This window comes from Corynebacterium sp. (genome assembly GCF_052107835.1).
Classification (GTDB): Bacteria; Actinomycetota; Actinomycetes; order Mycobacteriales; family Mycobacteriaceae; genus Corynebacterium.
In genome coordinates this window covers 77,906-97,964 of the sequence record NZ_JBQEDF010000005.1, presented here as the reverse complement: position 1 = coordinate 97,964, position 20,059 = coordinate 77,906, and the positions used below count along the sequence as shown (strand labels likewise).

15 protein-coding genes and 1 riboswitch are annotated in these 20,059 nt (G+C 67.9%); of the genes, 8 read left to right on the top strand and 7 right to left on the bottom strand.

What is annotated here, in order from left to right:
* Positions 1 to 1,403, top strand: a 1,403-nt coding sequence (locus ACTIL2_RS02425) for a GTP-binding protein (protein WP_442335860.1), incomplete at its 5' end; no start/stop codon positions are given.
* Here the strand turns inward: ACTIL2_RS02425 and ACTIL2_RS02420 are convergent.
* Positions 1,400 to 2,476, bottom strand: a complete 1,077-nt coding sequence (locus tag ACTIL2_RS02420) for an enterochelin esterase domain-containing protein (protein WP_442335859.1) — start codon at positions 2,474 to 2,476, stop codon at positions 1,400 to 1,402. The genes ACTIL2_RS02425 and ACTIL2_RS02420 overlap by 4 nt on opposite strands.
* A gap of 12 nt (positions 2,477 to 2,488) precedes the next feature.
* Positions 2,489 to 3,181, bottom strand: coding sequence for a hypothetical protein (locus ACTIL2_RS02415; RefSeq protein WP_442335858.1), 693 nt, complete (start codon positions 3,179 to 3,181; stop codon positions 2,489 to 2,491).
* 151 nt (positions 3,182 to 3,332) lie between these two features.
* Between ACTIL2_RS02415 and ACTIL2_RS02410 the strand changes: the two genes are divergently transcribed.
* Positions 3,333 to 5,801 (top strand): MMPL family transporter, encoded by a 2,469-nt coding sequence (locus ACTIL2_RS02410; protein WP_442335857.1) that lies wholly within the window; start codon positions 3,333 to 3,335, stop codon positions 5,799 to 5,801.
* Positions 5,794 to 6,459 carry a TetR/AcrR family transcriptional regulator gene (locus tag ACTIL2_RS02405; protein ID WP_442335856.1) on the top strand — a complete coding sequence of 222 codons (666 nt, stop codon included), beginning with the start codon at positions 5,794 to 5,796 and terminating at the stop codon, positions 6,457 to 6,459. The genes ACTIL2_RS02410 and ACTIL2_RS02405 overlap by 8 nt, the downstream gene beginning before the upstream one ends.
* A 119-nt stretch (positions 6,460 to 6,578) precedes the next feature.
* On the opposite strand, the gene ACTIL2_RS02400 is transcribed toward ACTIL2_RS02405, so the two are convergent.
* Entirely contained in the window at positions 6,579 to 7,400 is an 822-nt protein-coding gene (locus ACTIL2_RS02400; protein WP_442335855.1) for a DUF1648 domain-containing protein, read from the bottom strand.
* A gap of 60 nt (positions 7,401 to 7,460) precedes the next feature.
* Positions 7,461 to 7,593: riboswitch (FMN riboswitch) on the top strand.
* A gap of 9 nt (positions 7,594 to 7,602) precedes the next feature.
* Between ACTIL2_RS02400 and ACTIL2_RS02395 the strand changes: the two genes are divergently transcribed.
* Complete coding sequence (locus ACTIL2_RS02395; RefSeq protein ID WP_442335854.1) at positions 7,603 to 8,424, top strand: nicotinamide mononucleotide transporter family protein; 822 nt, start codon at positions 7,603 to 7,605, stop codon at positions 8,422 to 8,424.
* A 74-nt stretch (positions 8,425 to 8,498) separates the two neighbouring features.
* Here the strand turns inward: ACTIL2_RS02395 and ACTIL2_RS02390 are convergent, their stop codons facing one another.
* Positions 8,499 to 9,620 carry a 3-hydroxyisobutyryl-CoA hydrolase gene (locus ACTIL2_RS02390; protein WP_442335853.1) on the bottom strand — a complete coding sequence of 374 codons (1,122 nt, stop codon included), beginning with the start codon at positions 9,618 to 9,620 and terminating at the stop codon, positions 8,499 to 8,501.
* Positions 9,621 to 9,802: 182 nt separating this feature from the next.
* On the opposite strand from ACTIL2_RS02390, the gene ACTIL2_RS02385 reads away from it, so the two are divergent.
* The gene (locus ACTIL2_RS02385; RefSeq protein WP_442335852.1) at positions 9,803 to 11,677 is read left to right on the top strand and encodes an AMP-dependent synthetase/ligase; all 1,875 of its coding nucleotides are present in this window, start codon (positions 9,803 to 9,805) and stop codon (positions 11,675 to 11,677) included.
* A gap of 29 nt (positions 11,678 to 11,706) precedes the next feature.
* Here ACTIL2_RS02385 and ppk2 read toward each other — a convergent pair whose 3' ends face one another.
* Entirely contained in the window at positions 11,707 to 12,618 is a 912-nt protein-coding gene (gene ppk2, locus ACTIL2_RS02380; protein WP_442335851.1) for a polyphosphate kinase 2, read from the bottom strand.
* A 170-nt stretch (positions 12,619 to 12,788) separates the two neighbouring features.
* Here ppk2 and ACTIL2_RS02375 point away from each other — a divergent pair, with 170 nt between their 5' ends.
* The gene (locus tag ACTIL2_RS02375) at positions 12,789 to 14,276 is read left to right on the top strand and encodes a DUF222 domain-containing protein (RefSeq protein ID WP_442335850.1); all 1,488 of its coding nucleotides are present in this window, start codon (positions 12,789 to 12,791) and stop codon (positions 14,274 to 14,276) included.
* Positions 14,277 to 14,423: 147 nt separating this feature from the next.
* On the top strand, positions 14,424 to 15,596 hold the full coding sequence (gene solA / locus ACTIL2_RS02370; RefSeq protein WP_442335849.1) for an N-methyl-L-tryptophan oxidase: 1,173 nt from the start codon (positions 14,424 to 14,426) through the stop codon (positions 15,594 to 15,596).
* Positions 15,597 to 15,619: 23 nt separating this feature from the next.
* On the opposite strand, the gene ACTIL2_RS02365 is transcribed toward solA, so the two are convergent.
* Positions 15,620 to 16,363 (bottom strand): IclR family transcriptional regulator, encoded by a 744-nt coding sequence (locus tag ACTIL2_RS02365; protein WP_442335848.1) that lies wholly within the window; start codon positions 16,361 to 16,363, stop codon positions 15,620 to 15,622.
* A gap of 62 nt (positions 16,364 to 16,425) precedes the next feature.
* Between ACTIL2_RS02365 and ACTIL2_RS02360 the strand changes: the two genes are divergently transcribed.
* On the top strand, positions 16,426 to 19,062 hold the full coding sequence (locus ACTIL2_RS02360; RefSeq protein ID WP_442335847.1) for a GcvT family protein: 2,637 nt from the start codon (positions 16,426 to 16,428) through the stop codon (positions 19,060 to 19,062).
* Here the strand turns inward: ACTIL2_RS02360 and ACTIL2_RS02355 are convergent.
* The gene (locus ACTIL2_RS02355) at positions 19,016 to 19,999 is read right to left on the bottom strand and encodes a LysR family transcriptional regulator (protein ID WP_442335846.1); all 984 of its coding nucleotides are present in this window, start codon (positions 19,997 to 19,999) and stop codon (positions 19,016 to 19,018) included. The genes ACTIL2_RS02360 and ACTIL2_RS02355 overlap by 47 nt on opposite strands.
* Positions 20,000 to 20,059 lie beyond the last annotated feature (60 nt).

Genomic DNA, 20,059 nt, shown 5'->3' with positions numbered 1-20,059 from the left:
GCCAGCCGTACATGATCAACCTGGTCGACACCCCCGGCCACGCCGACTTCTCCGAGGACACCTACCGGGTGCTCACCGCCGTCGACGCCGCGGTGATGCTCGTCGACGGTGCGAAGGGTCTGGAGCCGCAGACCCTGAAACTGTTCCGGGTGTGCAAGGCGCGCGGCCTGCCGATCATCACCGTGGTGAACAAGTGGGACCGCCCCGGCAAGGAGCCGCTGGAACTCGTCGACGAGATCGTCTCCGAGATCGGCCTGCAGCCCACCCCGCTGTTCTGGCCGGTGGGAGAGGCGGGTGACTTCCGCGGCCTGGCCCGGCTGTCCGCCGGGGGCGAGCCGGAGGAGTACATCCACTTCCTGCGCACCGCGGGTGGCTCCACGATCGCACCCGAGGAGCACTACTCCCCCGGTGAAGCTGCCGGACGGGAATCGGACGCGGCCGAGTGGGCCACCGCCGCCGAGGAGGCCGAGCTGCTCGCCGCCGACGGTGCCGTGCACGACCAGGAGCTGTTCATGGAGTGCACCACCTCCCCGATGATCTTCGCCTCGGCGATGCTGAACTTCGGTGTGCACCAGATCCTGGACACCCTGTGCGCCCTGGCACCGGAACCGGGCCCGCGCGACTCCGACCCGAAGGCCGTGGCGGCCGCGGCGTCCACCGCAGGCAGCGCGATCGACGGTACCCGCGGGGTCACCGACGCCTTCGCCGGTGTGGTCTTCAAGGTCCAGGCGGGCATGGACACCCACCACCGCGACAAGCTGGCGTTCATGCGCGTGGTCTCCGGCGAGTTCACCCGCGGCATGCAGGTCCACCACGCCCAGTCGGGCCGGTCCTTCTCCACGAAGTACGCGCTGACCGTGTTCGGGCGCGACCGCAACACCGTCGAGGCCGCCTACCCCGGCGATATCGTCGGCCTGGTGAACGCCGGGACACTGGCCCCCGGTGACACGATCTACGCGGGACGCAAGGTCCAGTTCCGCCCGATGCCGCAGTTCGCCCCGGAGAACTTCCGGACGCTGCGCGCGAAGACCCTGGGCAAGTACAAGCAGTTCCGCAAGGCCCTGGAGCAGCTGGACTCCGAGGGGGTGGTTCAGGTCCTGAAGAACGACGCCCGCGGCGACGCCGCCCCGGTGATGGCCGCGGTCGGCCCCATGCAGTTCGAGGTGATGCAGGCCAGGATGATGGCCGAGTACAACGTGGAGACCGTCACCGAGCCGGTCCCCTACTCCGTGGCCCGGCGCACCGACGCCGCCTCGGTCCATGAGCTGGGGCGTCAGCGCGGGGTCGAGATCTTCACCCGGACCGATGGCGAGCTCATCGCCCTGTTCGGCGACAAGTGGAAGCTCGCCTTCGTGGAGAAGGAGCACCCGGAGCTGACGATGCAGCCGATGGTCGCGGACTAGGTTCGGTCCCCCAGCAGGGCGATGAGCCCGCGGGTCAGCGCCCCGGTCCACCCGGCCATCTCGTGGCCGTGGTTGGCGGTGTCGATGGTGGCGTAGGCACCTGCGTCGCACAGCGCGGCATGGACGGCGCGGGAGTGGGCGACCATGGAGTTCTCCCCCGAACTCTCGCCGTGTCCGGCGCTGAGGTGCACCCTGGTGCCGCGCGGGACAGAGCCTTCCCGGATCTCCGCGGCGACCTCGCCGCCGATGCGCCCGTCCCTCCAGTCCGGGAACCAGAACGAGCCGGACGTGCTCACCGCCGACAGCGCCGCGTCCGGCCGTGTGAGCACCAGGTCGACGGCTGCCAGCCCGCCCAGGCTCTCCCCGGTCACGACGGTCCGGCCGGCCGAGAATCCACCCGGCATCCGCTCCCACGCCCACGGGATCACCCGGTCGGCGACCAGGTCCCGGTACACGGTCGAGCGGGACAGCAGCGCGACTCGGTCCTCCTGCGTGTCAACGGCGACCACGCCGATGCGCGGCAGGCGTCCCGACCCGTGGAGACGGTCGAGGGCGGCGGGGAGGGCCGTCCCCGCCCAGTTCACCCCGTCGCTGATGACCAGCAGGTACTCGGCGGTACGCAGCCCGGACGTCCAGAGCGTGTGACCTCCGAGGGAACCCCGCTCCCAGGAGGGCACGTCCGCCTCCTCCCACCCGGGACGCTCCGGCGCGTCCGGCATGATGAGGCGTCCGGAGGCCGTTCCGGTGAATCCGGCGTCCATGGGTGGACGCCACCCCGGGTGGTCGAGCGTGTGCGGGACGGCGTTCCCCACCAGCCGCACCCACCGCGCGCGGGAATCCTCCTCGGCGTCGAACGCCGCGGCCTCCTCCGCGGTCAGGGGCAGTACCAGGTAGGACGCGGTGAGGTCATCCGGGACATCCACCGTGGACGCCCAGATTGCCGCGTCCTGCCCGATCCCCTGCTCCATCTCGTGGAGATCCGGGACATGGTGGTCGTGGACACCGGTGATGTGCAGGTACACGCGCTCGATGTCCTCCGGGGCGTCCTGCCGCCAGGTGAAGGTGATGTCCATTGTTGGGGTGTCCTAGATGATCTGGGAGGTGCCGAGGACGATCAGCAGCACGGCAACGATGTAGCCGCCGATCCGGGCGACGGTCCCCTGGTTGTCACGCAGGGTCCCGAAACCCCGGCCGACCGCGCTGTACGGGTGCATGCGTATGTAGCCGACGACCACGGCAACCAGGAACGGAAGGCTCAACGCCACCGAGGCATAGGCGATCATGCTGAGGTAGCGGGTGGCCACCGCGAAGTCACCGGCGCTGATCACCGCGATGCCGGCGAAGAAGGGCACCGAGGTGATCGACTGCACCACGCCGAGGAGGAACCCCGCGCCCACCGTGGTGACCGACGGGGACTTCAGGGGCGTGAGGATCCGCTGGATCAGCGCCTGCTGGCCGTCACTGTCCCCCGTCCCCTCCTTCCGTCCGCTGCGCCACGCGAGTACCGCGCTGACCACACCGGTGAGGATCAGCAGGATCCCGAACACCGGGGACTCCAGGAGCGTGGCGATCACGTCGCCCAGGCCGTCGAAGACCAGCAGCACCAGCAACGCCAACAGGAAGACACCCAACCAGTCGCCGGCCACGAGCAGCGCCGCGACCGCACCGTAGCGTCCCCCCTCCCGCGCGGGGCGCTGGGCGACCCCGACCGCGATCAGCACCCCGATGAGGAGGAAGTTGAGGGTGTCCGCCAGCGCGAAGCTCAATGCGTACAGCACTTACGGCACCTCCGGAGTGTAGGCTTTCACCCGGGACAGCCTACACGGGGAACCAACGTCGGGACCGTTGGATGCCAGTCGAGTGTGATGCTGGAAACATACCTATGCACTGGCTGTGCAACATTGCACCGCCTGTGCAATAATCCTCCGCATGGCTAAATTCCTCTACCGGATCGGACGATCCGCATACTTGTACAGGTGGCGCTTCCTGGCTGTCTGGCTGCTGGTGCTCATCGGCGCCGGCACCCTGATGGGCACCATGGCGAAGTCCACGTCCATGAGCTTCACCATCCCCGGTCTCGATTCCGTCGAGACCCAGGAGGAGATGGGCGATCTCTTCCCCGGCGGCAGTGACGACGCCGAGGCCCCGACCGGCACCGTCGTCGTCAAGGCACCGGACGGCGGTTCGCTGACCGATGAGGACACCAAGGCCGACGTCGACAAGCTCGTCACCGAACTGCAGTCCCAGGACGCGCTGGTCGACACCGACGCCATCGCGGACCCGGTCACTGCCGCCGGTGCCATGGAGCAGCAGATGGCCGGGGCCAAGGCCCAGCAGGGCCTGCCGGAGGAGCAGATCCAGGAGGACATCCAGGCCCTCTCCCCGCTGAGTGAGAACGACCGCACCGGCACCATCTCCATAACCTTCGCGGGCGACAGCTCCATGGACGTCGACGCCGGGGACATCACCGCGGTCACCGACATCATCGACGATGCCGAGACCCAGAACCTCGACACCGCCTACAACGGCAATGTCTTCCAGATGCAGGAGATCGGCGGAGCCGCGGAGATCATCGGCCTGGCCGTCGCCGCCATCGTGCTGATCGTCACCTTCGGTTCCTTCGTGGCCGCCGGCCTGCCGCTGATCACCGCCATCGTCGGTCTCGGCACCGGGATCATGCTGATCATGGCCGCCACGGCCCTGACGGACAACATCAACAGCATGACCCCGACCCTGGCCTCCATGATCGGGCTGGCCGTCGGTATCGACTACGCCCTGTTCATCGTCTCCAGATTCAGAAACGAGTTGGTCGCCTTCTCCGGCGGCAACAACATGACGCCGAAGGAACTGGCGGAGGCGGTGAAGAAGACCGCCCACAGGGAACGTGCGCACCTCGCCGGACTCGCCGTCGGCAAGGCCGGGTCCGCGGTCTGCTTCGCAGGCCTTACTGTGGTGATCGCACTGGCCGCTTTGTGGATCATCAACATCCCGTTCCTCACCGCCATGGCGTTCGCCGCCGCATTCACCGTGATCGTCGCCGTGCTGGTCGCCGTCACCCTGCTGCCGGCCATCCTCGGCCTCTTCGGCACCAAGTCCTTCGCCGGACGCGCTCCGGTGGTCAAGGCCCCGGACCCCGAGGACGAGAAGCCCACCATGGGCCTGAAGTGGGTCCGCCAGATCCGCAAGCGCCCCGTCGTCTTCGCAATCAGCTCCGTGCTGCTGCTCATCGTCCTGGCGATCCCTGCACTCAACCTGTCGCTGGCCATGCCCACGGACGACTCCGCCAAGCTCGGGAGCCCGCAGCGCACCGCCTCCGAATGGGTCAACGAGGACTTCGGCGCAGGCAAGAACGCCCCGATGATCGCTCTGGTCAAGTCCGACGATCCGCAGCAGGGGCAGGCGACCTTCGGTGAGGCTGTCACCGAGATCAGTGGTGTCGAGGGTGTCGAGAACGCACAGATCGCCCAGGTGACCGAGGACGGGTCAGCCGCCCAGGTCCTGATCACCCCGACCACCGGCGGCAATGACGAGGCCACCGCGGATACCCTGCAGTCCATCCGCGACGCCCAGTCGGACTTCGCCTCCGAAACCGGCGGCTCCTACTCGATCACCGGTGTCACCCCGATCTTCGAAGACATCTCCGACCGGCTCTCCGATGTCCTGATCCCCTACATCGCCATCGTGGTGGTGCTGGCGTTCATCCTGCTGGTCATCGTGTTCCGGTCCCTGTGGGTCCCGCTGATCGCCGCCCTGGGCTTCGCCCTGTCGGTCGCCGCCACCTTCGGTGTCACCGTTGCCGTCTGGCAGTGGGGCTGGCTCGGCATCACCGACGATCCGCAGCCGATCATCTCCTTCCTGCCGATCATGCTCATCGGTATCGTCTTCGGGTTGGCGATGGACTACCAGGTGTTCCTGGTGACACGAATGCGCGAGGGCTACGTCCACGGAAAGACCGCGGGCAACGCCGTGTCCAACGGCTTCAAGCACGGTGCCCGTGTGGTCACCGCAGCCGCGCTGATCATGATGTCGGTGTTCGCCGCGTTCATCCTGATGGACGAGCCGTTCATCGCCGTGATGGGCTCCGCCCTGGCCATGGCCGTCCTGTTCGACGCCTTCGTGGTCCGCATGACCATCGTCCCGGCCGTCCTGTTCCTGCTGGGCGACCGTGCGTGGAAGCTTCCGAAGTGGCTGGACAAGATCATCCCGTCCGTCGACGTCGAGGGAACCACCCTCGAGGGCCTGGAGGATCCCGCCGAGGAGTCATCCGAGAAGGAACTGGTCACCGTTGGCGGCGGATCCGGAAAGCACGAGGCCGGAAACGTCAGCGACCAGGACGACGCGTCCGGCAAGCACGAGGCCGGTGCCGAGGACAATGACACCCCGAAGTCCAATGGTTAGCTCGGATCAGACGTCCCTGCGGGAGCAGAAGAAGGAGGGCACCCGGCGTGCGCTGGCGACAGCCGCGGCGGAGCTCCTGCTCAGCGAAGGCAGCGACGGAATGACCGTCGCCGCCGTCGCCGAGCGTGCCGGGGTGTCCGCCAGGACGTTCCACAACTACTTCCCGCGCCGGGAGGACGCACTGCTGTACTTCATTGATGTCACCATCGATGAATGGCGCGTCCTTGTGGAGGAGGCACCGCAGGACGAGCACCCGCTGGACACGATGCACCGGTTGATCTCCGACCGGGTGTCCGACAGCGACGATTCCTCCCAGGACCCGGGAACGCTGCTGAACCTGATGTCCATCGGCGACCACCTCGGCTACATTGCCGGGCCGGAGGACAAGGAACGGGTCGTCCACCTCGCCGATGGACTGCTGGATGCGCTCTACCGCCGTACGAGCGGGAACCTGAGCCGTCAGGGTACCGCGTTGATGATGATCTCCTGCCTTGCTGCGGGTGCGATCGCTGTCGAGGCGCTTCCCCATGCCCCCCGGGGAACGGCGACCGCCGAGAAGCGCGGACTGTGCCCGTCGTGGGCCGCGGTCGACGGAAAGAACCCGAAGCGCGCCCTCGAGGACGGCTTCGCCCTGCTCCGGGGCGGCTTCGGCGGGTAGCTTGACCGGGGTGCGCCTCCGCCCCACCCAGAATCCCCACCATCCTGGGGGGCACACTTCCACTGCAGAATGCATGGAATGCGTGCCCCCGGATGGTGGGGATTTCTCTCTGTCCGCACCTACAGCATCAGCGACATACCCAACCACAGCAGCAGGACCACGGTGGCCGCCAGCAGCACCATCAGGACGATCGCACCGATGCGTCCTCCCCTGGTTGCCACGTTGAAGGTGAAGTTGGTGCCGGATCCCGTATCGATCATGACACGGTCCCGGTCCGGCCCCTCAGTGATTTCCACGAACATCAACCACTTGCGACGGCGCCCGTCGGAATGCGGGTATCTCCGCAGGATCGGGTCGCCGCGGCGTACCCCCTCGACGAGCAGCCAGACTGTCACACCCAGGATGCCGAACATCCCGATCCCCATCACCACATCTCCACGGGCGGCATCCCATGGCCCGACACCGCCGACCATCATCGCCGTGATGAACACCGACAGGCCCACGCTGAACCACGCGAGCAGGTCCTGCATCATGTCGAACTCGTGCCAGGTACGCAGGGCATCCGTCCGGGTCTTCGCCCCACCGGGTTCATGCAGCGCAGCGGACGTCATGCTGAGGAATCCGCCCGCCCCCACGCAGGTCAGAATCACGATTCCCGGCCCCAGCAAGAGATTGCCCAGGATCCGGGACATCGACTTTTCTGCCCATGCGTCCGGCTCCCCCGAGGCTCCCCAATGGGTCGGCATCGGATCCGGGATCGAGTCATAGGACAGCCACAGCGCCACCACCGCGACGACGGGCACCACCAGCGCCAGCCCATGGACCCGCCACGGAATCTTCACCGCCGGAAGTTTGCCGTCGGTCGTCAGGCGTTCCCATTCGGCGTCGATGCTCTCCGGGTTCTCACCATTGCCATCGCGGTCACCGCGCCTGCCTCCCATAGTTTCACAGGGTACAGAACGGTGTGCAGGCCCCTGCCGCGGTGTAAAGTCATGCCACGTAAGCATTCTCAGGGCGGGGTGGAAGTCCCCACCGGCGGTGAAAGCCCGCGAGCGCCACCTCCACCAGGTGGGTCCAGCAGATCCGGTGTGATTCCGGGGCCGACGGTCACAGTCCGGACGGGAGAGAAAGGCTGGACACCTCATGTCCGCATTGTTGACGTCCGTCCAGGACGTCCTCACCACAGTCCTCAACGCGCAGTGGTCCATCGGCGACTCCGCGATCCTCTGGCGCGAGGTCATCGGCAACGGCTTCGGCATCGCCTCGGCGGTCGGCGGGATGCGCCGCGTCGTGTGGGCCTGGCCGGTCGGCATCGTGGGCAACGTCCTGCTGTTCACCGTGTTCCTCGGCGGAATGTTCCACACCCCGCAGGACCTCGACCTCTACGGCCAGGCCGGACGCCAGGTCATGTTCCTCATCGTCAGTGTCTACGGCTGGTGGCAGTGGCACCGGGCGAAGACCGCCGGCATGCGCGAACCCGGGGAGACCGACCCGTCCCGCTCCATCATCACCGAGCCGGCGGAGTCCTACGCCGCCGTCCAGCCCCGCTGGGCGACAGGACGTGAGCGGCTGTTCATGCTGGCCGTCGCCGTCGTCGGCACCTGCGGATTCGCCTGGGTCTTCAGCGCCCTCGGGTCGTGGGGCCCGTGGGCCGACGCCTGGATCTTCACCGGTTCCCTGCTCGCCACCTTCGGCATGGCGAAGGGGTGGACGGAGTTCTGGCTCATCTGGATCGCCGTGGACGTTGTGGGCGTGCCACTGCTGTTCACGGCGGGTTACTACCCCAGCGCCGTCCTGTACCTCGTGTACGCGGCATTCGTCGCGTGGGGGTTCGCCGTCTGGCTCAAGGTCCAGCGGGAGACCGCCGCCAGGGACCGGGTCGAATCCGGGCCCACCGGGGACGGTCCGTCGACCACCCCGTCGCATGACACCGCCGACGGCGGCTCCCTCCATTCCCCGCACTAGCATTCCCCACAGTAGGAGGTACGCTGCACCAGCTACGCCGATGCCGCGGGTGACTCAGCGGCCCGACGGGTCCGCTACCCCAGCGTCGCCCGGAACTCCCCCACCTGGCCATCGGTGACCTCCGCCAGGGTCGCCGGGGTGAAGTGCGCGTCACGGTCCTTGTCCACCAGCACGGCACGCACACCCTCGGCGAAATTGGGCTGACGGCGCAGCAGGCTGCCGATGGCGAACTCCGCGTCCAGCGCCTCACGCAGGGTGCTGCCCGCCGAATGGTTCAGCAGTGCGGTCGCGGCGACCAGCGACAGCGGGTTGGCCGGCTCCAGCAGCCCACGGACGGTGTCGGCGAAGTCGCCGGACGCCGATTCCAGCCGTACGGCGATGGTCGCCCAGGCGTCCCCGGCGAACACCTCACTGATCCACGCCAGGTTCTGCGCCAGGACGGACCGCTCAGCGACCCCCTCGTACTCCGGCGTCCCGGGTGTGGCGGTGACCGCATCAGACAGGGCGGCGTCAACCGTGGCGTCCGTCCCCGCGTCGCCGGTCAACGCGTGCTCGAACGCCGCGGCGTCCTGCACGAGATGCGTGGCCAGACCGGTCCACAGCAGGTCATCGGTGGTCAACCGGTACGCGGTCGTCGCCAGGAACAGGCCGAGGGCCGTGCGCGCCCCCTCCGGGACGTGCGGCAGGTGGGTGAAGGCGTGCGAGATGCCGACGTCGGTGGCGAAGCCGATCGCCATCTCCGGCATCGACTGCCAGGTGCGCGGGGTGATGACCCGGTAGTCGGCGTGCGCGGACACACCAAGTCCACCGCCCATGGTGATCCCGTCGACCAGTGCGACCGTCGGCTTCGGGAAGCTGGCGAGGGCATGGTTCATGTCGTACTCCTCGCGGAAGAATTCATCGCCGGGGCCGTAGTCACCGGACAGGTCGGTCTCCCGGACCGAGCGGACGTCCCCGCCGGAGCAGTACGCCTTCTCCCCCGCCGACCGCAGCAGGACGCGCTGGACGCCGTCATCGTCGGCGAACTGTGCCAGCGCCCCGGCGATCGCGCTGATCATGGCCTTGTTCAGGGCATTCAACGCCTTGGGCCGGTCGAGGGTGATGACTCCCGTGCCATTGGCCACCTCCGTACGGATACCGCTGTCTGCGCTGACGCTCGCGTCCGCCTGCCGGTCATGGTGTTCTCTGTCACTCATGTACGCCATGGTGGCACGGATTCCCGCGGCGCCGCAGAAAGGGGGTGGCCGCCCGGGAACCCTGCACCGAGTTGGTGAATGCCGTGCATGGGTGATCTCGGTCACTGTATATTTGCTACTGTAAAGCAAAGCACATTCACCGGTACGAGAGACACCGGCGACACCCCTTGGATGGAGAGACAATGACCAGCGCGCCCGCCGAGAGCACCCCGTCCCAGAAGGTCGAACTCGACCCCGACATGCAGTCCGTGGGGCATATGCTCCGGCGACGGATCGGCGACACCCCCGACCGCCGCGCGTACAGCTTCCCGGACGAGAACGAGGTCTGGCAGGCGGTCACCTGGGCCGAGCTCGGCCAGCAGGCGTCCGAGGTCGGTGCCGGACTGATGTCGCTCGGGGTCGAGGCCGAGCAGCGTGTCGCGATCGCCTGCGCGACCCGCTACGAGTGGGCCCTGGCGAACTACGGCATCATGTACGCCTCAGCGGCCACGGTCACCGTGTACCCCACCACCATCGCGGAGGACGTCCAGTTCATCCTGGACGACTCGGACTCCCGGGTCGTCTTCGCCGAGGACGAGGCGCAGCTCGAGAAGATCACCGGGCTACGCGGCGAACTCCCCAAGGTGACGACGGTGGTCCTCCTCACCGGCACCCTGCCCGACTGGGCCGACCGGGAGTGGGTCATCGGCCTCGACGACCTCCGTGCCCGTGGGATCAGGCATCTGGAGGAGAACCCGGGCATCATCGACGAGCGCATCGACGCCACCCGCCTGGAGCACCTCGCGACCCTGATCTACACCTCGGGCACCACCGGGCGGCCCAAGGGTGTGAGGCTGCCCCACCGGGTGTGGGTCTTCGAGGCACACGCCACCGACGTGACGTCGAACTCGGGCGACAGGAAGCTGCTGACCATCGACGACAAGCAGTTCCTGTGGCTCCCCCTGGCCCACGTGATGGGCAAGCTGCTCCTCGTCCTGCCGGTCCACTTCGGTTTCGAGACCGCGATCGACGGACGCATCGACAAGATCGTCGAGAACATCGGGACGGTGAAACCGACGTTCATGGGCTCGGCGCCGCGCATCTTCGAGAAGGCCTACAACGGAGTCGCCACCATGATGGCCACCGACGGCGGCATCAAGGAGAAGCTGTTCCACTGGGCCAGCAGGGTCGGTATCCAGGTCTTCGACGCCGACAACGGCGTGGGCACCGCCGGCGGCTGGGTCCGCCTCCAGGCGAAGATCGGCGACAAGTTGGTGATGTCGAAGATCCGCGCCCGTTTCGGCGACAACGTCCGCTACTTCATCTCCGGCTCCGCCGCACTGAACACCTACATCGCCCGCTGGTTCGGCGCGGCCGGGATGCCGATCCTGGAGGGGTACGGACTGACCGAGACAAGCGCGGCGTCCTGCCTGACCCGCCCTGAGATCTACCGCGCCGGCTACGTCGGACGTCCCCTGGAGGGCATCGAGGGACGCATCGCCGAGGACGGAGAGGTGCTCCTGCGCGGCCCCGGCGTGATGGACGGGTACCACAACAACCCCGAGGCCACCGCCGAGGTGCTCGAGCCGGACGGATGGTTCCACACCGGCGACATCGGCGAGATGGACGACGAGGGCCGGATCAGGATCACCGACCGCAAGAAGGAACTGTTCAAGACCTCCAACGGCAAGTACGTCGCCCCCGCGCAGATCGAGGCCCGGTTCAAGGGCCTCTGCCCGGTCGCCAGCCAGATGGTGGTCGTCGGAAACGACCGGAACTTCGTGTCCGCCCTCGTCACCCTGGACGAGGACGCGATCACCTCCTGGGCGGAACGCAACAACATCGAGGGCGACTACAGCAGCATCGTCGCCACCCCCCAGGTCCGCGCGCTGCTGGAGGGCTACATCGGCCAGCTCAACGAGCAGCTCAACAAGTGGGAGCAGGTCAAGCAGTTCACCATCCTGAACCGCGACCTCACGGTGGAGTACCAGGAGATCACCCCGTCGCTGAAGCTGAAGCGCAAGGTCATCGCCGAGCACTTCGGGCGTGAGATCGAGGCACACTACAAGGACAGCTGACCCCGGGCGTTGGGGCGCCGGGGCGCGTCCTACTTCTTCTTTTTCTTCTTCGCCTTCACCGCATCCTTCTCCAGCCCGGCGGCGAGATCGGGGACGTAGCGGAACTCCGCCCGGGGAGGACGCTCGTACCCACTGGTCTCCTCGGGACGCTCCGGTATGCGCGGCGGGGTGTGCTCCACCTTCTCCCACTGCACCGAATTGAGCAGATGGTTGATCACGTTGATCCGGGAGCGCTTCTTGTCCTCGCTCTCCACCGTGTACCAGGGGGCGGTGGGGGTGTCGGTGTGCGCGAACATCTCGTCCTTCGCCCGCGAGTAGTCCTCCCACCTGGTGATCGACTGCAGGTCCATCGGCGACAGCTTCCACTGCCTCAACGGATCCTCGCGCCGGGAGGTGAACCTGCGGATCTGCTCGTCGTCGGACACGGAGAACCAGTACTTGCGCAGCATGATGCCGTCCTCCACCAGGAGACGCTCGAAGATCGGTGCCTGATGAAGGAACCGGCGGTACTGCTGGGACGTGCAGAAACCCATCACACGTTCGACCCCGGCACGGTTGTACCAGGAGCGGTCGAAAATCACGATCTCGCCGGCGGTGGGCAGCTTCTCGATGTAGCGCTGGAAGTACCACTCCCCCTGCTCGCGGGACGTCGGGGCGGGCAGTGCCTCCACCCGGCAGAACCGGGGGTTGAGGTACTGGGTGATGCGCTTGATCGCCGATCCTTTGCCTGCCGCGTCGCGCCCCTCCATGATGATCACGATCCGCGCACCGGTCTCGCGCAGCCACTGCTGAAGGTCCACCAGGTCCGCCTGGAGACTCTTCAGCTCCTTCTCGTAGGCCTTCTTGTCGAGCTTGGGCGGTGCGGTGCGGTGCTCGGCGGGAGCCTCCGCGGGAAAGTCGGCGCGGGCTTTCGCCTTGGGTTCCGGGGCATTGGTGGACATGCCCGACAATTCTACCGGCGGTGGGCGTCCCTGGCCCGACAACAGGTTTTGCCAGTAAACTCTTGACGATCACCTGTTCGATCTGTATTGTCGTGGATACAAACTAAATACACTTGTCGGGGACATATTCGTACTGGTGGTCGAACAACTGTGGAGGGGTAGTGGTGGGTGTGGAGGACAGCGTAACGGACAACGTCACACCATCCGTGGGCAGCAGGGTCGACCTTCTTGACGCCATCAACCGCCTCCTCACCGCCGCGGAGGACATCATCTCACACGGTCCGGACACCTGGGACCGGCTCAGTCCCCACGATGCGCAAGGGGCAACAGCGAAGATCGAGAGGGCACGTAAGATGCTCGGCGTCGCGGACGCCGCGTTCATCACCGGTTACGAACCGCATTTCCCCGTCGGCCCGCAGCGCCGCATCAGGCTGCTCAGCCGCATCTGGAACGTCGGCGTGCGGGAGGCCCGGGTCCGCCATTCCTCCTGCACCCGGATCAGCGAACGGACCGACCCGTGGAGTGCAGATCCGTCAGCACCCCACCCCGAACACATGCCGTGCGTCGCCGCGCAGGTGGCCCGTGGCGAGATGGACCACGCGGCGGTCGCGAAGGTGGACAAGCAGATCCGCGACCTCCCGGAACAGGTGCAGACGGAGATCACGAGAATCGCCGATGGACCCATCTCCGACCTCACCCGGAAGCAGGGGCCGGACGTCCTGGACAAGCTCCGACCCTTCCTGCTCGACCTGGTGGGCGCCGAGGAGCCGTACACCGAGAAGGACCACCAGCGCATGCGGTCACTGACGCTGGGAAAGCAGGGCACCGACGGAATGACACAGGTCCGCGGCGTCCTGACACCGGAGGTCACCGCCGTCATGCAGCGGCTCATGGCGGACCACGCGAAGACCGGTGACCTGTGGGCACCCGATGACCGGAGGGAGGACGACCGCACTCCGGAGCAGCGTCGGCATGACGCACTGGGAGCCGTCCTGAACAGCGGCTACGGGCCGGGAAAGGAGCTGTCGACCAGCCGCGGGGCGACGACGATCGTGGCCGTGATGTCGGTTGACCAGGTGGCGTCGGGGGCCGGGAGCGTGCTGACGGACACCGGGACCCACGTTCCCGCCGCGACGCTACTGAGTGCCCCGGAGAACCTGAACGCCTACCTGCAGATCCTCGACTTCGAGGGCAGGACACTGTACCTCGGTAGGTCACGCAGGCTCGGGTCGCTGGACCAGTACCTCGCCCTGGTCGGTGAGGAGGGCATGAGTTCCGCTCCCGGCTCCGATGCCCCGCCAGCACACTGCCACATCCACCACATCGATGACTGGCACAACGGCGGGATGACGGATATCGACAACCTCACCTTCGCCTCCCCTGACATGCACGCCCTCGTGGACGACTCCCGGCAGGACGAGGACCGCTGGTGGACGGAGGTGAGTGACCGCGGCTCGGGCCGACGGGTCGACTGGGTTCCCCCTGTCTCCATCGACCCGGACCGCACGCCGATCCACAACGACCATCCCACCACCTGGCGTCATCCCGGTGCAGCCCACCGCAGGACCCACCGGGACGGAAAGGGGCAGGGTGGCAGATCCCGGAGTAACAGCCGGGGCCACCCCTCCTCCGAAGGTGACGATCCTCCCGTCACGTAACACCTGCGTGAATTCTTCCCGTGGGCCACTCCGAGCGGTTGTCCGGCGACTCACCTCGCCCTAATCTGTTGCGTAATAGACAGATGATTGCGCAGTACGCAACCTATGCCGGATGTGTGACAGATTCACTGCAGGGAGACCACCACCATGACCACCACGACGGCAGTCCAGCACTTCGACGTCATTGTCCTCGGAACCGGGTCCATGGGAGGAGCCGCCGCAAACTCGCTCGCGGAACGCGGGGTGAGCGTCCTCGCGCTCGAGGCCTTCGAACCCGGCCATGACCAAGGCTCCGCACACGGCGGAACCCGCATCATCCGCCAGGCATACTTCGAGAGCCCCGACTACGTCCCCCTCCTCCGTCGTTCCTACGAACTCTTCCGGAAGCTCGAGGAGGAATCCGGGCGCGACCTCATGAAGCTGTGCGGCGGTATCTACATCGGTGATCCCGCCAGCCCCACGTTCGCCGGCTCACGCCGGGCCGCCGAGCAGCACGGGCTCGACCACGACGTCCTCACCGCCGCGGAGATCCGCGCACGCTTCCCCACCATGCACCCCGCCGACGACGCCCTCGGTCTCTACGAGGCCAACGCCGGCTACGTCCGACCCGAGGAGACCACCATCGCCAACGCCGAGGTGGCGGGGAAGAAGGGGGCGACGCTCCGCTTCCATGAGCCGGTCACCCACTGGTCCGCCACACCGGGCGGAGGAGTGGAGGTCACCACCCCACAGAGGACCTACGGTGCGGACAAGCTCATCGTGACCCCCGGCGCGTGGGCACCACAGATGCTGCCTGAACTGCAGCTTCCCCTCTCCATCGAGCGCATGATCTTCTACTGGTTCAGTCCCCGCTGCACCGATGCCGTCCCCTTCGACGCGTGGAGCGAGGACAACCACCCCATCTACGTCGAGGACACCCACGCCAACGGCCAGATCTACGGCTTCCCCGCCACCGACGGACCCGGCGGCGGTTTCAAACTCGGCTTCTTCCGAAAAGGGACCCCGACCACCGCCCCGACCATCGACCGCACCGTCCACGACCACGAGATAGCCGACATGCGTCGGCGGGCCGTCCAGCTCTTCCCCGACCTCACCGGCGACCTGGTCCAGGCGAAGACCTGCCTGTACTCGGTCACCCCCGACGAGAATTTCGTGATCGGCCCCCATCCGCTGCACCACCAGGTCCTCATTGCCTGCGGGTTCAGCGGTCACGGCTTCAAGTTCGTGCCCGTCGTCGGCGAGATCCTCGCCGACCACGTCACCGAAGGGACGACCGCGCACCCGGTGGGACTGTTCGACCCGAGGAGGTTCATGTCATGACCGCGCTACGACGTACAGCACCGTCACACCCAGTGCCCGGACGCCCCTGCCAGGTCCGACAACCGCGCCGCCACCGCAGCGAAGTCGCCGGACGGCAGCCGGTGGTTCGGGCCGGTGACCGTGAGAGCCGCCTCGACCGTCCCGTCCGGCCGGCGCAGCGGTACAGCCACGGCAGTGATGTGGTCCTCCCACTCCTCGTCCGAGGACGCCCACCCGCGCTCCCTTACCAGCTCCAGTCCACGCTCCAGGTCGGCACGGGTCAGGATCGTGCGTGCGGTGAACTTCTCCAGCGGCCCGTCGCCCGCCGCGGCCGAACCGTCCACCGCGTACGCGAGCAGCAGCTTCCCCGAACTCGTGGCGTGACCCGGCGTCCGCAGCCCCACGTAGTGGCGTGGCGCCAGCAGGCCCGAACCGACCGCCTGCGAGACATTCACCGCGTAGCCCTCGTCCAGCACCGCAACGTTCGCGGTCAGCCCCAGGTCGCCGGCGACCTCACCGCACAGATGCTGCGCGGACTGGGAGAACCCCACCCGCGAGGTGACCGCCCCGGCCAGCCGTACCAGTCCGAACCCGAGCCGCCACGTCCCGCCCTGGCCGTCCTGTTCCACGAGGCCGTGCGATGCCAGCGACGTCAGCAGTCTGGTCGCGCTGGACTTGTGCACCCCCAGCTTCCCGGCGATCGCACCCGTGCCCGCCTCACCGAGGTCGGCGAGCACCTCCAGTGCCGCGACGGCCCGGTCCACTGACTGCACTCCCTGACTACCCACGTCCCGCACAGTACGTCCGCGTTGCGCACAACGCAACCACAGCCACAGCCACAGGAGCCACCATGACCTCACAGCCAGTCTCCCCCACGGACCGCATCGTCATCATCGGAGCCGGCGTGGTCGGTGCCGCCCTCGCCGACGAGCTCGTTCTGCGGGGCGCGTCCGACGTCACCCTCATCGACCAGGGCCCGCTCTACTCCACCGGCGGATCATCATCGCACGCCCCCGGTTTCGTGTTCCAGACCAACGCGTCCCGCGCGATGTGCGCCCTGGCCCAGCGAACCATGGACAAGTTGGACGGACTCGACCTCGACGGGGCCCCGCTGGTGTCCCGTGTCGGCGGCCTCGAGATCGCCACCACCGACACACAGCTCACCGAACTCACGCGGCGACTCGGATTCGCCCACGCCAACGGACTCCCCGCCGAGATCATCGGCCCCGACCGGGTGAAGGACCTCTGGCCCGACCTGGACACCTCCCTGGTCCTCGCCGCCCTGCACACCCCCACCGACGGGGTCGTCCACGCCGCCCGTGCGGTCGAGTTCCAGGCCCGTCGGGCGGAAGCCGGCGGAGCGACGGTTCTGGGCCTGACCCGGGTGACCGACGTCCTCACGGAGGAGGGGCGCGTCACCGGCGTCGTCGTCGAGGACGCCGGTGACGCGGGGGACGCGCGCGAGGCACCCCGCACCATCCCCGCCGACACCGTGGTCTCCGCCGGCGGCATCTGGGGCCATCCACTGGCGAAGCTCGGCGGCCTGCGCGTGCCCATGCACCCCATGGAGCACGGTTTCGCGTTCACCGAACCCGTCCCCTCCCTCCCCGGCACCAGGCCGGACGGCACCCCACTCCCGGACGACGAGCCGTCCCGCCCCATCGTCCGCCACCAGGGCGCCGGCATCTACTTCCGTGAGTTCGGGGGGCGCATCGGCATCGGCGCCTACGAGCACCGGCCGATCCCCCTGCCCCCGGCGGAACTCACTGACACCCCCCACATGCTCGCCACCGGTGAGCACCCGGCGAAACGCACGTTCACCCCGGCAGACTTCGCCTTCACGAAGGCGGAGCTCGGACGCATCCTGCCACCGGTCAGGGACCTGGAACTGCAGGACGAGTTCAACGGCGTCTTCTCCTTCACACCAGACGGTGGTCCCATGCTCGGCCCCTCCCCCAGCGTCGCCGGATTCTGGTGTGCCCAGGCGGTGTGGGTCACCCAGTCCGCCGGCTGCGCGCAGGTCGTGGCGGACTGGATGCTGACCGGTGACCCCGGGATCGACACCCACGAACTGGACCACACCCGCTTCGACCCCGCCGTGCTCAGCGACGCCTGGATCCGTGGCCGCGCCGCGGAGAACTACGACGAAATCTACGACATCCACTTCCCGCACCAGTCCACCGCCGTGACGCGGGGTTTGAAGACCAGCCCGTTCCACACGCGTACCGAACAGGCCGGAGGGGTGTTCGCCGAGCACAACGGGTGGGAGCGGCCGCTGTGGCACGAGTCGAACACGGCGCTGTTCAGTGACCCGGCGTTCACCACGGTCGAGGCGCGGGTCACCCCGGGCCCCGTCGAACTCCCCGGCACCCCACCGACCGTCCCGGTCTCCATCCCCCGCCGCGACGCCTGGGACCGGGTGAACTGGTCCCCCGTCGCCGCCGCGGAAGCGTGGGCCACCCGGAACCGGGTCGCCGTGTACGACATGACCTCGCTGACGAGGGTCACCGTCCGCGGCACGGGTGCCACCGCGTTCCTGGAGTCGCAGTGCACGAACCTCATCGACAAGCCGATCGGCCGGACGCATCCGGTGGTCTACTCGCTGCTGCTCGATGAGCAGGGTGGCATCCTCTCCGACGTGACCGTCACCCGCACCGCGGACGAGGAGTACATGCTGGGCGTCAACGGGGCGCTGGACGTCTCGCGGCTGCGACGGGCGGCGCAGGAGGCGGCGCCGGGGGTCACCGTCGACGACATCACCACGTCCACCTGCTGCATCGGCCTCTGGGGGCCGCGGGCGCGGGACGTCCTGACCCCGCTGGCGGAAGGAGACGTCTCCGACGGAGGGCTCATGTACTTCCGGGCTGCCCGGATGTTCGTCGCCGGGGTGCCGGTGCTGATCCAACGGGTCAGCTACGTCGGGGAACTCGGCTGGGAGATCTACGCCCCCGCCGCCCACGGCCTGCACCTGTGGGACGGGATCCTCTCCGCCGGGCGGACGCACGGGATCGTGCCCGCCGGGCGCCTTGCCTTCAACAGCCTGCGCACCGAGAAGGGCTACCTGTCGTGGGCCGCGGACATGTCGCGGGAGAACACGCCGCAGGACGCCGGACTCGGATTCGCGGTGAAGATGGACGGGGCCGTCAAACCGTCGGGCTTCGTGGGGAAGGACGCCCTGCTGCGCTCGCCGTCGCGCGGGCGGACCCTGGTCACGTTCGTCTCGCGGTCGGACGCCGGGATCCCCGGTGCAGGGTCGCCGGTCTACCGTGCCGGCGACCCCGGGGTGGTCGGCTGGGTGACCGGCGCGGACACCGGCTACGTCACCGGCCAGGTCGTGGGCACCGCCTGGGTCGACGGCGGGGCGGGGGTGGAGGGTCTCACCACCGCCGGTTCCGCGCTGACCATCCGTCGTTTCGGCCGGATGCTGGACGCCGTCGTCGTCACTGCTCCGCTGTATGATCCGGAGGGTTCCCGGATCCGCCGCTGACGTCGTTGCCGACGTCGCCCCCGGCTCCACCCCCGAACCCTCCGGCCACCGTCTGCAGGGCGTCGACGGCCTCCTCGAAGATCCGGTGGGACCGGGAACTGCGCCGCAGCATCACCAGGATGCGCCGGCTCGGGGCGGACGGCCCCTGCAACGGCATGCGCACCACATCGCGGTTCGGGTCCAGGCGCACCAGCCGCGGGACCAGTCCCACGCCCAGCCCCCCGGAGACGATCGACACCGTGGTGATCCAGTCCGACACCTCGTGCACGACCCGCGGCGTGGCCCCGGCGGCGGTGAAGGCGGTGGTGAACAGGGCGCGGTAGGTCGTGCCCGGGTGGTCCGCCACCCACGGGTCCCCCGCGAGTTCCCCCAGGTCCACCGATGCACGCCCTGCCAGGGGGTGGTTCGCCGGCAGCAGGACGTCCAGCGGATCGTCCAGCAGAGGCAACTGCTCGATCCTGCGGTTGTCGACGTCCGGCTCGGCCTGCATGGCGACGGTCACGGCGATGTCGAGCCGTTCGGCGGTGAGCAGGTCAATGCACCGTTCGGGGTCGGCCTCGGTGATGGTGATGTCGAGGTCGGGGTGCGCACCGTGCAGGCGGGCGGCCACCGGTGACAGCAGTGACCCGGTCGCGGTGGAGAATCCGCCGAGACGCAGCAGAACGGGTTCACTGTCCGGGTCGGTCCTCCGCACGGAGCCGTGGATGCGGTCCCAGAGTTCGGTCAGCTCGTCGGAACGGGCGGCGAGTTCGGCTCCGGCGGCGGTGAGCTCGAGGCCCCGTCCTGCCCTGGTGACGAGGTGGACCCCCAGCGCACGCTGGTACTCGCGCAGCTGCGCGGACACCGCCGACGGTGAATAGCCCAGTGCATCCGCCGCCGCCGTGACGGTGCCGCAGGCGGCGAACGTCCGGAACACAGTGAGCCGATGATCAATCATGCGAAAATAGTACATGATATTATGCTGCAATCTGCGCTTTTCATTGAAGGAATGTGGTTC